We start from the raw sequence: 13,452 nt of genomic DNA, 5'->3' as shown, positions 1-13,452 counted from the left end.
CGGGGCCATTTTGCTTCCCCTGGTGACGCGGCCCGCAGGAGTGCGGAAAGCGTCAGTGTTGCACAAGCCAACGTGGGGCAGCAGCTGCAGGCGCGCCGGAACCGAGAACTGCGGGTGCTTGAACTGGCATGATGATCCTGTGACCTCATTCAACGAGCACGATGACCTGCAGGGTGCGCCAACGGCGCCGTCCTACGGCGGTACTGCACTGGCAGCCGTAACACTGCTGGAGGAAGTGCGTGATGCCTTGACCGGCGCAACTTTGCCGCTGGCCCTGCCTGAAGCCGAACAGGCCCGACGCGAAGCCGGCAGCGCAGTAGCGCAGCTCGACGACTACATTCTCCCGCGGTACCGCAGCCTTGACGCGCCGCTCCTGGCAGTTGTCGGCGGTTCCACGGGCGCCGGGAAGTCAACGCTCGTCAACGGTATCGTGGGCCACCCCGTCACCCGTTCCGGGGCCATCCGCCCCACCACCCGGCAGCCGATCCTCCTTCACCACCCGTCCGAGGCCGCGTGGTTTGAAGGCCAGCGTGTCCTGCCCAGCCTGAGCAGGATCCGGGGTTACGTCACCAGCAGTCCGGTACCGGCCAGCCGGGCCGGCGCCGCCCCGGACGCGGGCGCCATGTCTTCCCTGGTGCTTGTGGCCGACCCCGGCGTTCCGGCCGGAATCGCGGTCCTGGACGCCCCTGACGTCGACTCCATCTCAGACGACAACCGCAAACTGGCCGCACAGCTCCTGGCCGCTGCCGACCTGTGGATCTTTGTCACCACCGCCAACCGCTACGCTGACGCCGTCCCCTGGAAACTGCTCCTGGACGCCGCCTCGCGGGACATCATGGTAGGCGTAGTCCTGGACCGGGTGCCGGCGGGCGCAGAGGCAGAAGTGAGCGCGGACCTGCGCAGGCTCCTGGACCGCGAAGGCCTGGGCGCAGCCCAGCTCTTCGTCATACCGGAAACCAACCTCGATTCCCTGGGCATGCTGCCGGCCGGGAGTGTCCTGCCGCTGAAGACATGGCTGGCGGATCTGGCTGCCGACGCTGCCGGCCGGTCCGACATCGCCCGGCGCACATTGAACGGGACTGTCAGGGCCCTGGCGGGCCGGGTTGCGGCAGTGGCACAGGCGGCAAAGGATCAGCACCATGCAGCAGACGCCCTGGAGGCTGCCGCCATGGCCGCTTACCGGGACGCCGCCGAACGGATCCTGGATTCGACCAGGGACGGTGCGCTCCTGCGGGGAGAAGTTCTGGCCCGCTGGCAGGATTTCGTGGGCACGGGGGAGTTCTTCCGGACCCTCGAGCAGAACGTGGGCCGGTTCCGCGACCGGGTGGGCGCCTTCTTCCGGGGCGAGCCGCCCCCTGCGGTGAGGGTGGAAGCAGCCATCGAGACAGGCCTGCAGGCAGTCATCGTCGACGAAGCTGCCAATGCCGCCGAGGACACGGACCAGCGCTGGCGCACCGACCCCGCCGGGCGCCAGCTCCTGGGAAAGGACGACCTCTCGGGAACGACGTCCGGCTTCGAGGATCGGGCCGCTGCGGAAATCAGGGCCTGGCAGGAAGCGCTGATGGATCTGATCCGCACCGAAGGCCAGGGAAAGCGCACCCAGGCGCGCTGGCTGTCCTTCGGCATCAACGGCCTGGGCGCCGCCCTGATGATCGTGGTGTTTTCCATGACGGCGGGACTGACAGGACTGGAGGTAGGCGTGGCAGGAGGCACCGCCGTCGTGGGCCAGCGGTTGCTGGAGGCAGTTTTCGGGGAGGACGCGGTCCGGCGCATGGCGGAGAAGGCCCGGGAGGACCTGCACGTACGCTGCCAGCGCCTGCTGCAGGAAGAGCGGCAGAAGTTCCTGTCCCGCCTGCCTGAACGCGATGAGCACGCACCGGAGGCGTTGGCCGCCCACGCGGACGCACTGGTCCGGCTGGCGGACCGCGGATGAGCCGGCACAGTGACACGCGCGAATCATCCCGGCTGGACCGCCGTCTCTCGGCCCTCAACGACGCACGTGAGCTCGGCGAAGGGGTGCTCCCCGACGAGTCCCTGCAGGAGGTTTTCAGCGTCCTGGAGCGTGCCAGTTCACGACGCTCGCTGTCTGCCGAGCACACCGTCGTCGGCTTCTTCGGCGCCACCGGAAGCGGCAAGTCCTCCCTTTTCAATGCGGTTAGCGGAGCAGAAATCGCGACGGCGGCCGCCCGGCGTCCCACGACGTCCGAGCCTTTGGCAGGGGTATGGGGAGCCGAGGGCAGCGAGCCCCTGCTGGACTGGCTGGAGGTTCGCAACCGCCACCACGCTGCTGCGGTGGAGGGTTTCGCTGACGAAAGCACCGGCCTGATCCTGCTGGACCTTCCCGACTTCGATTCCACCAAGGCTTCCAACCGGGAAGTGGTGCAGCGGATGGTAGGGCTGGTGGACGTCCTGGTGTGGGTCCTTGATCCGCAGAAGTATGCCGACGCGGCAGTGCACAATGACTTCCTGTCCCGTTTGGCTTCCCATGGGGCGGTGACCCTGGTGGTGCTGAACCAGGTGGACCGGCTGCCCGAGCGCGACGTGCAGCCCGTCATGGAGTCCCTGCGGTCAATCCTTTCCCGCGACGGCCTCGGCAAGGTCCAGGTCCTCGCGGCCTCCGCCCTGACCGGGGCGGGCGTTAACCAGGTCCGGGGAGCCATTCGCGATGTGGCCGTCAAGCGGAATGCCCAGTCGCAGCGCCTTGCCGCCGATATCACGAAAGCTTCGGCGGAACTGGGTGCCGCTTCCGGCGAGGGGACGGCCGCAGGTGTCCGGCCTGCCTCAACACGGCGCCTGGCGGACGAGCTGGCGGTGGCAGCCAACGTGCCGGTGGTAGTCCGGGCGGTAGGACAGTCCTACCGCCTGGAGTCGGTGAGGCGCACGGGCTGGCCGGTGACCCGGTGGCTCTCCAGGTTCCGTGCAGACCCGTTGCGTCGGCTGAATCTCCGCAGTACTTCACCTTCCGAGTTGAACCGCACCTCCCTGCCGGCGGCCGGAGCCCCGGAGCGGGCGCGTACGGACGCGGCGGTGCGCGAATTCGCCGACGCCGCCAGCGCCGGCGCCCCGGGTCCCTGGCGTGCCGCCATCCGGGCCGCCGCCCGCGAGGGCAGGGAGAGGCTGCCGGATGCACTTGACCAGGCCATCGCGGGAACCGACCTTGCCGCCAACCGGAAGTCCTGGTGGTGGGGGGTGTTCAACGTCATCCAGTGGCTGGCGCTGCTCACCGTGCTCGCTGGACTGGGGTGGCTCGGCGTACTGGCGGCATTGGGATATTTCCAGATGCCGGTGCCGGAGGTGCTCCGGGTGGAAGGCTGGCCGGTCCCCACGCTGATGATAGCCGGCGGGGTGGCACTGGGGATTTTCCTTGCTGTCACCGGCCGGGTCATCGCCGCCGCCGCCGCGAATGCACGGGCGGCGAAAGCGCGGAAACGGCTCAATGCCGCAGTGGCCGCAGTGGCCCAGGAATTGGTGGTGGAACCGGTGGAGGTGGAAGTCAGCAGGCAGGCTGCTTTCAGTGCCGCCTTGAAGACAGCCGCCGCCGGCTAGCTGGATTCAACCGGCGGGAGGGGCTAAGTCGCCTTGGCTCGCTGCGGCCGCGAGATCCGCAGCTGCGTCCCGCACCTTGACCAGGGTCCGCAAATTGCGGGTTGTAGTGGCGCCTTTAAACCGGGGCTTGGCCGAGATCCTGCTGAAGGGGCTGTCGAGTGTTCCGCCGGCAGGGGCCAGCCACGCGAGAGCCTCGGGTCCCAGCCTCTTCTGCTGATGGCCCTCAAGCGCCGCCCCTGCTTTGTCGAGTTCATCCAGCGTTTCTTCATCAGAGGAAAGCGTGATGTAGGTGTGGGTGGTTTTGTCGTTGTCCGGGTAGGGGCAGGCAGCCACCAGTTCTGCCACCCGGGCTGCCTCCAGGACCACAACCCAAGCGTCATAACCGAACGCTTCCCGGAGGCACTTCTCGCATTCCTGCTTGACGGCGCGGGCATCGAGGCTGCTGGTCAGCACCACGTTCCCACTGGCCAGGAGGGTCTTGGCAGCTGGAAAGCCGCAGCCCTTCAATGCCTCCCGGAGGTCTGCCATTTTGATGGTAATGCCGCCGACGTTGATGCCGCGGAGGAAGACTGCATAGCTGCCCATGCCGAAAAGCCTAGCGCCGGGAGGGCGGAGGTCAGGGCTGCGGCGGCAGGGGCCGTTGTTCCCGCGTCAGTCGTTGTTTTTACGGAGGGCCTCGGTGAGGATCCGGCCCGCGTTGCAGACCACTTCTGCATGCAGCCGCCCGGGCTGGCGGGTGAGGCGTTCAATGGGGCCGGAAATCGAAACAGCCGCAATGACCCGGCCGGAAGGTCCCCGCACCGGCGCCGAGACTGAGGCAACCCCCGGCTCACGTTCGCCAAGGCTCTGGCCCCAGCCCCGCCGTCGTACGCCCGCCAGGACAGTAGGCGTGAAGCGGGCCGACTGCAGCCCCTCGAGCAGGCGGTCGTGGTCCTCCCAGGCGAGCAGCACCTGGGCGGCCGATCCTGCCTTCATGGACAGCTGGGTCCCCACCGGGATGGTATCCCGCAGGCCGATTGGGCGCTCAGCTGAAGCGACGCAGACGCGCCAGTCGCCCTGCCGCCGGAAAATCTGGGCGCTCTCGCCGGTGGCATCGCGCAACTGCATCAACACTGGGCCGGCGGACGCGATCAACCGGTCCTCGCCGGCAGCGGATGCCAGCTCAACCAGGCGGCTGCCCAGGACGAAGCGTCCCTGGATATCGCGGCTCACCAGCCGGTGATGGACCAGGGCAAGGGCGAGGCGGTGGACAGTGGGCCGGGCAAGGCCGGTGGCCGCCACCAGCTGCGCCAGAGTAGTGGGGCCGGCTTCGAGTGCATCAAGCACCTGGGCCGCTTTATCAATGACACCGACTCCACTAGAATTGTCCATGTAATGATATTGCCGTCTCAATATCTGAGATGCAAATCTTTGGGCTGGCGCAGTGCGAAGCGGTACTGGTTCAGTGGATCTCATCAGCCAAACAGCAGTGAAGGGAGATGGCCATGGCAAAGACATTGGCCGAAAAAGTCTGGGACGCACACGTGGTGCGCAAAGGCGACGGCGACGGAGCCAACGCCCAGCCTGACCTTCTCTTCATCGACCTTCACCTGGTCCACGAGGTCACGTCCCCGCAGGCGTTCGAGGGCCTGCGCCTGGCCGGCAGGAAGCTGCGGCGGCCGGACCTGACCATCGCCACGGAGGACCACAACACTCCCACGCTGGACATCGACAAGCCTATCGCCGACTTGACCAGCCGGACGCAGATCCAAACGCTGCGCAACAACTGTGCCGAGTTTGGCGTCCGGCTGCACTCCCTGGGTGATGCCGAGCAGGGGATTGTGCATGTCGTCGGTCCCCAGCTGGGCCTGACCCAGCCCGGCATGACCGTTGTCTGCGGCGACTCCCACACTTCCACCCACGGTGCTTTCGGCGCGCTGGCCATGGGTATCGGAACCTCAGAGGTGGAACACGTCATGGCCACCCAGACGCTGTCCCTGAAGCCGTTCAAGACAATGGCCATCAACGTTGAGGGAACGCTGCCTCCCGGGGTGACCGCCAAGGACATCATCCTGGCGGTCATCGCGAAGATCGGCACCGGCGGCGGTCAGGGCTACGTCCTGGAATACCGCGGCTCAGCCATCCGCGCCCTGTCGATGGAAGCGCGCATGACCATCTGCAACATGTCCATCGAGGCAGGAGCCCGCGCCGGCATGGTGGCGCCGGACGAAACCACCTACGAGTACATGAAGGGCCGTCCGCACGCACCACAGGGCGCTGACTGGGACGCCGCCGTCGAGTACTGGAACACGCTGCGCACGGACGACGGTGCAGTTTTCGATGCACAGGTGGACCTGGACGCCGACACGCTTGAGCCCTTCGTCACCTGGGGCACCAACCCCGGCCAGGGCGTCTCCCTGTCCGAAGCCGTGCCGTCACCCGAGGACTTCGGTGACGAGAACGCCAAGGCAGCCGCGGAGCGCGCCCTGCAGTACATGGGTCTCGAAGCCGGCACGCCCATGAAGGACATCCGGGTGGACACCGTGTTCCTGGGCTCCTGCACCAACTCCCGCATGGAGGATCTGCGGGCCGCCGCGGACATCATCCGCGGCCGCCAGAAGGACCCCAACGTCCGCATGTTGGTGGTGCCAGGCTCCGCGCGCGTGCGCCTCGAGGCCGAGGCTGAAGGCCTTGACCGGGTGTTCAAGGACTTCGGAGCGGAATGGCGCTTTGCCGGCTGCTCCATGTGCCTGGGCATGAACCCTGACCAGCTGGAGGTTGGGGAGCGCTGTGCCTCCACCTCGAACCGGAACTTCGAAGGGCGCCAGGGCAAGGGCGGCCGCACGCACCTGGTCTCGCCGGTGGTTGCTGCAGCCACCGCCGTCCGTGGCACGCTCAGTTCGCCGTCGGACCTTGATCCGGCCCCTGAATCAGCCGCCATCCGCACCGACGCAGCCTAGGACAAAGCCATGGAAAAGTTCACCACCCACACCGGAATCGGCGTCCCGCTGCGGCAGAGCAACGTGGACACGGACCAGATCATCCCCGCGGTCTACCTCAAGCGGATCACCCGCACCGGCTTCGAGGACGCCCTGTTCTCGGCATGGCGCAAGGACCCGTCCTTCATCCTGAACCAGGAACCCTTCAACGCGGCATCAGTCCTCGTGGCTGGCCCTGACTTCGGCACCGGCTCCTCCCGCGAACACGCTGTGTGGGCGCTGAAGGACTACGGCTTCAAGGCCGTGCTCTCCTCCCGGTTCGCCGACATCTTCCGGGGCAACTCGGGCAAGCAGGGCCTGCTGGCCGCGCAGGTTGCCCAGGACGACATCGAGCTGATCTGGAAAGAGCTGGAGAACGCCCCCGGAACAGAAGTCACCGTTGACCTCGTCTCCAAGACGGTAGTGTGCGGGAACATCGTGGCCCCGTTCGACATTGACGACTACACCCGCTGGCGCCTGCTCGAAGGGCTGGACGATATCGGGCTGACCCTGCAGCATGAGTCGGATATCACGGCCTATGAAGCAACCCGTCCCGCGTTTCTGCCCAAAACCCTGCCCGCCCGCCTTTCCTGAGGGGCTGAAGCAGCCCTGGCAAGGGTCACGGCGGCGCGCCACGCCCTGCCGCCGTCGCGCGCTTATTTCGGTTCGGTAACGCGACCTCCTATGCTTGGTTGGAGCCTTTGCCAGGATTTGGGGGCGAATGATCGTAAGGAAACCGGTATATGAGTAGTGTTCTGACAATTCGCGGCGGAGTCCCGCTTACAGGCCGCGTCAGCGTCCGGGGAGCAAAGAACCTTGTTCCCAAGGCGATGGTGGCAGCGTTGCTGGGCAACGAACCGTCGGTGTTGCGGAACGTTCCGGAGATCAAGGACGTGGAGGTGGTCACCTCCCTCCTGCAACTGCACGGCGTGACAGTGGAGAAGGACCCGGTCAACGGGGATCTCACCCTGGATCCGAAGGCGGCCAAGACGGCGCCCAGCACTGCGATCGACGCCCACGCGGGCGACTCCCGGATTCCCATCCTGCTCTGCGGACCGCTGATCCATGCCATTGGTGAAGCGTTCATCCCGGACCTCGGCGGCTGCAAGATCGGCGACCGGCCCATCGACTACCACCTGGACGTCCTGCGCCAGTTCGGCGCGGTAGTGGAGAAGCGCCCCGGCGGTATCCACATCTCGGCGCCGAAGGGCCTGCACGGGGCCAAGATTTCGCTGCCGTACCCCTCCGTCGGCGCCACGGAGCAGGTGCTGCTGAGCGCGACGCGCGCCGAGGGCATCACCGAGCTTTCCGGTGCTGCAACCGAGCCTGAGATCATCGACCTCATCGCCGTGCTGCAGAAGATGGGCGCTATCATCAGCGTCCAGACGGACCGTACCATCCGCATCGAGGGCGTCCGCGACCTCGGCGGCTACAACCACCGCGCGCTCTCCGACCGCAACGAATCGGCATCGTGGGCCTCCGCTGCCCTGGTCACCCGCGGTGATATCTTCGTTGAAGGCGCCTCGCAGCGGGACATGATGACCTTCCTGAACACCTACCGCAAGGTGGGCGGCGGCATGGACATCGGCGAGGACGGCATCCGCTTCTATCACCGCGGCGGAAAGCTCACCCCGCTGGTGCTGGAGACGGACGTGCACCCTGGTTTCATGACCGACTGGCAGCAGCCGCTGGTCGTGGCCCTGACCCAGGCCGAAGGCGTGTCCATCGTCCACGAAACGGTGTACGAGAACCGCTTTGGCTTCACTGACGCCCTGATCCGGATGGGTGCCAGCATCCAGGTTCACCGCGAATGCCTGGGCAGCGTCCCGTGCCGCTTCGGCCAGCGCAACTTCCTCCACTCCGCCGTCATTTCCGGTCCCACCCAGCTCAAGGGAACCGACATCGACGTCCCGGACCTGCGCGGCGGCTTCAGCCACCTGATCGCCGCGCTGGCGGCGACCGGCACCTCACGCGTCACGGGCATCGATATCATCAACCGCGGCTACGAGCGTTTTACCGAAAAGCTGGCCGGGCTGGGTGCCGATTTCGACATCACCACCACGAAGTAGCGGACCACAGTGAAGGAATCGGCCAAGAGCCGCGCCACCTTTGTGGTGGTCGCCGCGATAGTGCGTCCCCTGTTCAACCTCATGATGAACAAGAAGTGGGAAGGCACCGAAAGGCTGCCTGCGGGAGGCTTCATTGCCGCGCCGAACCACTGCACCGAGATTGACCCCCTGATCATCGGCCACCTCCTCTATAACCAGAAACGTGCTCCGCACTTCCTGGCCAAGTCCGGGCTCTTCAAGGTTCCGGTCCTGGGCTGGGTCCTGCGGGCCACCAAGCAGGTACCGGTGGAACGTTCGACGGCGGGAGCCAACCGCTCCCTCCAGGTCGCCCAGGAGGTGGTCGCCGAGGGTGGCGCCATCATCATCTATCCCGAAGGCACCCTGACCCGCGACCCGGACCTGTGGCCGATGAAGGGCCACACCGGGGCGGCTCGGCTTGCCCTTGAGGGCGGCATTCCTGTGGTTCCGATCGCCCACTGGGGGGCCCACGAGGTCTTTCCGCGCTACGGCAAGCGGTTCCACCTGTTCCCCCGCAAGACATCGCGAGTGGTGGTGGGCGAGCCGGTGGACCTGAGCGCCTTCCGCGGACGTCCCCTCGACAAGGCAACGCTGGCTGCGGCCACTGACGCCATCATGGAGGCAATCACTGCCCTCCTGGCGGAGCTCAGGGGAGAGGAACCTCCCGCGCAGCGGTGGGATCCGGCCAAGCAGCAGCAGGCGAAGCACGGCAGGTTCGTGGAGCGCGGCGGCCAGCAGGCCGGGCCTGGAACGGAAACCCCGTGACCGCTGACAACAGGCGGACGGGTTCCGCCCGTTCGGTTGCCGTTCTTGGCGCCGGTTCCTGGGGAACAACCTTCGCCAAGATCCTGGCTGACGCCGCAGCTGCCACCGGTCATCCGCGGACCATCAGACTATGGGGCAGGCGCCCTGAAATCGTGGAGCAGATCAACACCACTCACCGCAACCAGCAGTACCTGAAGGACATCCCGCTGCCCGGGAGCATCACGGCGTCCACCGATGTCGCGGCGGTACTGGACGGTGCCGACCTCGTGGTCATCGCGGTTCCTGCCCAGTCCCTTCGGCCGCAGTTGCGCGAGTGGAAGGACATGATCGCCCCGGACGCGATGGTTGTTTCCCTGATGAAGGGCCTGGAGCTGGGCACCGACGCGCGGATGAGCGAGGTCATCAGCGAAGAACTGGGCCTGCCCACCGAGCGCATTGCCGTTGTCTCCGGACCAAACCTTGCCATGGAGATTGCCCGGGAAGAACCTACCGCCTCGGTGGTGGCGTGTACCGATCCTGCCGCTGCCGGCTGGCTTGCCAGGACCTGCACTGCTCCCTACTTCCGCCCGTACACCACAGCCGACATCGTGGGCGTGGAAATCGGCGGCATCGTCAAGAACGTCATTGCGCTGGCCGTCGGCATCTGCGAGGGCAAGCAGATGGGGGACAACACCAAGGCCTCGGTCATCACCCGCGGCCTTGCGGAAACGTCCCGGCTCGCCCTGGCCCTTGGCGGTGAAGCCAAGACGATGGCAGGCCTGGCAGGGCTGGGCGACCTCGTGGCCACCTGCTCGTCGCCGCTGTCCCGGAACCATAGCGCCGGCCGGCTGCTCGGCCAGGGACTCACGCTGGAGGAGGTGGGGCAGAAGATGACCCAGACCGCCGAGGGCATAAAATCGGGCCAGGCCGTCCATGAACTTGCAGGCAAGCTGGGTGTCGAGATGCCCATCACTGCCGCCGTCGTTGCCGTTCTGGCCGGCAAGCTGTCCGTTGACCAACTGGGGCCCGTCCTGCTGTCCCGGGAACTGAAACCTGAAGGCGATTACTGACGATGTCCCACGACAACCTGGCCCCAGGGGAGCCCACCCGGCGGACGAAGCCCCGCGTGGCTGTACTTTTCGGCGGCCGCTCCAGCGAGCACGCCGTGAGCTGCGTGACGGCCGCCGGCGTTCTCGGTGCCATTAACCAGGACAAATACGAGGTGATCCCCATCGGGATCGCCAAGTCCGGGCAATGGGTGCTGATGGCCCCCGACACCGCCCAATGGTCCCTTGCCGCAACCTCCCTGCCGGAAGTGCCGCCGTCGCCGCAAACAGTGACGCTGGCAGAAATCGGAGGTGAGCAGCAGCTGATCGTCGCATCGCCGAATGAGGTTCCCCGGGAACTTGGTGCCGTGGACGTTGTCTTCCCGCTGCTCCACGGACCGTTCGGCGAGGACGGAACCATCCAGGGGCTGCTGGAACTTTCCGACACCCGCTACGTCGGGGCCGGGGTCCTGGCCTCCGCCGTTGGCATGGACAAGCATTTCATGAAGGTTGTGTTTGAGGCCGCCGGCCTGAACGTGGGTCCTTATGTGGCCGTTACGGACAGGCAGTGGCGCAAAGACCCGGAATTGGTCCGCAAACAGGTTGACCGGCTGGGATATCCGGTCTTCGTCAAACCCGCCCGGGCCGGATCATCCATGGGTATTTCCAAAGTGGATTCCCTGGCGGAGCTGGACGCAGCCATCGGGGAAGCCCGCCGGCATGACCTCAAACTCGTCATCGAGGCCGGCATCACGGGCCGCGAAATCGAATGTGCCGTCCTCGAAGGCAGGGGCACTGATGCCCCCCGGACCTCCATGCCCGGGGAGATCTCCGTGGCCGGTGGAACCCACGAGTTCTATGACTTCAACGCCAAGTACGTGGAGGACGACGCCGCCTCGCTCAGCTGCCCCGCGGACATACCGGAGGAAGCCATCGCCCGGGTCCGGGAGCTTGCAGCGGCGGCCTTTGATGCTGTTGGTGCCGAGGGCCTGAGCCGCGTCGACTTCTTCTACACGCCCGCCGGTGAACTGATCATCAACGAGATCAACACCATGCCCGGGTTCACGCCCAAGAGCATGTACCCGCAAATGTGGGCTGCGTCAGGGCTGGCCTATGCAGACCTCATTGATGAGCTGATCTACCTGGCACTGAACCGGAAAACCGGCCTGCGCTGATCCCCGCCGGCTCCCTGACCTCGCTCCGCTTCGGCCAGGTAACCCTGCCGGCGTGGGCCCACCCGCCGGCTCCCTGACCTCGCTCCGCTTCGGCCAGGTAACCCTGCCGGCGTGGGCCCACCCGCCGGCTCCCTGGGCCCACCCGCTACTGGCTCGGCGGCAGGTTCTGCAGGTCTTCCTGGCCTACACAGTTCCTTGCCGCCGGGATCTTGCCGGCAGCCGCTGCGAGGTCGGCCAGCACGGTGGCAGAGCTGATCTTGTCCGGGTCCATGAGTATCTCCGTTGCAGGTTCCCGGCCATACGTGGTCAGGGTCCACACCGGGTCGCCTTCCTTGATGACCCAGTCGATGCCGTTGACGGTGACACAGCGGTCCGTGGTGGGTCCGGGAACATTAACGCCGCAGCGCAGGATCACCAGGGACGGATCGCCCCAGGCGGCGGTGGCCTGGCTGTTCGTCTTCCGCAGCCGCGAGTCCCCGATGGCGTCGGGCAAGGCCACCATCATGGGGGCGCAGGCAGGGTTGGCTGCGTCCTTGGCAGCCGGAACGTCCACCGGAGGCGAACAGGACGCCAGCGGAATGGCCGCGAGAGTGCCGATCAGTGCCAGCCGGGCAGCACGCAGGGGCAGGGAAGGGCGGGGATGGTGCATTTCTCCAGCCTATCGGGCGCTGGAGCCCGCCCTCACACTCCGGCCTCCACCCGGTGCACTGCAACAATGTCCGGGGCCCGCGATAGCGTAGTGGCGTGCCAGAAAAGCCCCTGCTGCCTGAAAAGTCTTTGCATCCAGAACAACCACTGCATCCTCAAGAGCCCCTGCACCACGGTGGGCGGAGCCACCATGACCCACTGCCCGCCGCCGGGCAGCCGCTGACGGTTTCCGCGTTGTCCGAGGGTGAACTGCTGGCGCGGATATTTCCCCGCCTCGAGATGGGAGGCGCGCACGGCGACGCCACTCTGATCGGTCCCGGGGACGACGCGGCAGTGGTGGCGGCTCCCGACGGCAGGACCGTCATCAGCATCGACACCCAGGTCCAGGACCAGGACTTCCGGCTTGAATGGCCCAACGGCTACCGCACCACCGGTTTCGATGTTGGCTGGAAAGCTGCGGCCCAGAACCTCAGCGACATCAACGCCATGGGAGCCAGCGCTACCTCGCTGGTGGTCAGCCTCACCCTTCCCCCCGACACTCCCGTCGCCTGGGTGGAGGACCTGGCGGACGGTCTTACCTCCGGCATCAGGGAGCTGGGTGCGGCCAACTGTTCGGTGGCCGGGGGCGACCTGGGGCGGGGGAGGGAGATATCGGTAACGGTGGCCGTGCTCGGAGCCCTCGACGGCGGCCGGCCCGTACTAAGGTCGGGAGCCAAACCGGGGGACGTCCTGGCCCTGGCCGGCACTGTAGGGCATGCGGCCGCTGGACTCGCACTGCTGGAATCAGAGGTGGACGTGGAAGCGCTGACCACCGAACAGCGCACACTGGTGGAACTCCAATGCAGGCCGCGGCCGCCACTGGCCGCAGGGCCGGCCGCCCGGTCAGGCGGCGCCACAGCCATGCTGGACATTTCGGACGGAATGCTGCGCGACGGCGAGCGGCTGGCGAAGGCCAGCGGGGTCGCCGTCGACCTCCTGCCGGCCCCGCTGCAGACACTGGCGGACAAGCTGCGTCCTGCTGCCGAACTCCTTGCGGCGGATGCCCGGGAATGGGTCCTTGGCGGCGGGGAGGACCACGGACTGCTGGCCACATTCCCTTCCGCGCTGCCGCTGCCTCCGGGATTCACTGCGATAGGCTCAGTACAAGCACTGGGAATCAATGAAGGCCCGGGCGTCAAGATTGCGGGCCGGTCAGCTGACACCGGGGGATGGGATCACTTTGCAGACTAAGGTTGCCGCTAACGCGCAA

General features: G+C 66.6%; 12 protein-coding genes. 9 read left to right on the top strand and 3 right to left on the bottom strand.

Annotated elements, in window-relative coordinates; all coding sequences use genetic code 11:
• The first annotated feature begins 166 nt into the window (after positions 1 to 166).
• Entirely contained in the window at positions 167 to 1,933 is a 1,767-nt protein-coding gene (locus tag FDW84_RS11330) for a dynamin family protein (protein ID WP_138609669.1), read from the top strand.
• Positions 1,930 to 3,546, top strand: coding sequence for a GTPase (locus FDW84_RS11325; protein WP_138609484.1), 1,617 nt, complete (start codon positions 1,930 to 1,932; stop codon positions 3,544 to 3,546). The genes FDW84_RS11330 and FDW84_RS11325 overlap by 4 nt, the downstream gene beginning before the upstream one ends.
• Before the next feature lie 6 nt (positions 3,547 to 3,552).
• On the opposite strand, the gene FDW84_RS11320 is transcribed toward FDW84_RS11325, so the two are convergent.
• Together FDW84_RS11320 and FDW84_RS11315 are read right to left on the bottom strand one after the other, a co-directional pair.
• A complete protein-coding gene (locus FDW84_RS11320) occupies positions 3,553 to 4,131 on the bottom strand; it encodes a DUF1697 domain-containing protein (RefSeq protein ID WP_138609482.1) in 579 nt (192 codons plus the stop codon).
• A gap of 66 nt (positions 4,132 to 4,197) precedes the next feature.
• Positions 4,198 to 4,917: an IclR family transcriptional regulator gene (locus FDW84_RS11315; RefSeq protein ID WP_009356552.1), complete on the bottom strand. Its 720-nt coding sequence runs from the start codon at positions 4,915 to 4,917 to the stop codon at positions 4,198 to 4,200.
• Between the two features lie 113 nt (positions 4,918 to 5,030).
• Here FDW84_RS11315 and leuC point away from each other — a divergent pair, with 113 nt between their 5' ends.
• The 6 genes from leuC (at position 5,031) to FDW84_RS11285 (ending at position 11,555) form a co-directional block, all read left to right on the top strand.
• Positions 5,031 to 6,485: a 3-isopropylmalate dehydratase large subunit gene (leuC, locus tag FDW84_RS11310; RefSeq protein ID WP_138609480.1), complete on the top strand. Its 1,455-nt coding sequence runs from the start codon at positions 5,031 to 5,033 to the stop codon at positions 6,483 to 6,485.
• Positions 6,486 to 6,494: 9 nt separating this feature from the next.
• Positions 6,495 to 7,097, top strand: coding sequence for a 3-isopropylmalate dehydratase small subunit (gene leuD, locus FDW84_RS11305; protein ID WP_138609478.1), 603 nt, complete (start codon positions 6,495 to 6,497; stop codon positions 7,095 to 7,097).
• A 149-nt stretch (positions 7,098 to 7,246) separates the two neighbouring features.
• Positions 7,247 to 8,572, top strand: a complete 1,326-nt coding sequence (gene murA, locus FDW84_RS11300; protein ID WP_138609476.1) for a UDP-N-acetylglucosamine 1-carboxyvinyltransferase — start codon at positions 7,247 to 7,249, stop codon at positions 8,570 to 8,572.
• Positions 8,573 to 8,581: 9 nt separating this feature from the next.
• Positions 8,582 to 9,355, top strand: a complete 774-nt coding sequence (locus FDW84_RS11295) for a lysophospholipid acyltransferase family protein (protein ID WP_138609473.1) — start codon at positions 8,582 to 8,584, stop codon at positions 9,353 to 9,355.
• Positions 9,352 to 10,404 (top strand): NAD(P)H-dependent glycerol-3-phosphate dehydrogenase, encoded by a 1,053-nt coding sequence (locus FDW84_RS11290; protein ID WP_138609471.1) that lies wholly within the window; start codon positions 9,352 to 9,354, stop codon positions 10,402 to 10,404. Before FDW84_RS11295 ends, FDW84_RS11290 begins: the two co-directional genes overlap by 4 nt.
• A 2-nt stretch (positions 10,405 to 10,406) precedes the next feature.
• Entirely contained in the window at positions 10,407 to 11,555 is a 1,149-nt protein-coding gene (locus tag FDW84_RS11285) for a D-alanine--D-alanine ligase family protein (protein ID WP_138609470.1), read from the top strand.
• A 145-nt stretch (positions 11,556 to 11,700) separates the two neighbouring features.
• Here the strand turns inward: FDW84_RS11285 and FDW84_RS11280 are convergent, their stop codons facing one another.
• The gene (locus tag FDW84_RS11280; protein WP_138609468.1) at positions 11,701 to 12,204 is read right to left on the bottom strand and encodes a DUF3515 domain-containing protein; all 504 of its coding nucleotides are present in this window, start codon (positions 12,202 to 12,204) and stop codon (positions 11,701 to 11,703) included.
• Between the two features lie 197 nt (positions 12,205 to 12,401).
• Here FDW84_RS11280 and thiL point away from each other — a divergent pair, with 197 nt between their 5' ends.
• Positions 12,402 to 13,433, top strand: a complete 1,032-nt coding sequence (thiL, locus tag FDW84_RS11275) for a thiamine-phosphate kinase (protein WP_138609667.1) — start codon at positions 12,402 to 12,404, stop codon at positions 13,431 to 13,433.
• The last annotated feature ends 19 nt before the right edge of the window (positions 13,434 to 13,452 follow it).

Origin of the sequence: Pseudarthrobacter sp. NamE5, assembly GCF_005796225.1 — a bacterium.
GTDB lineage: Bacteria > Actinomycetota > Actinomycetes > Actinomycetales > Micrococcaceae > Arthrobacter.
This window is presented reverse-complemented; position numbering and strand designations above follow the sequence as displayed.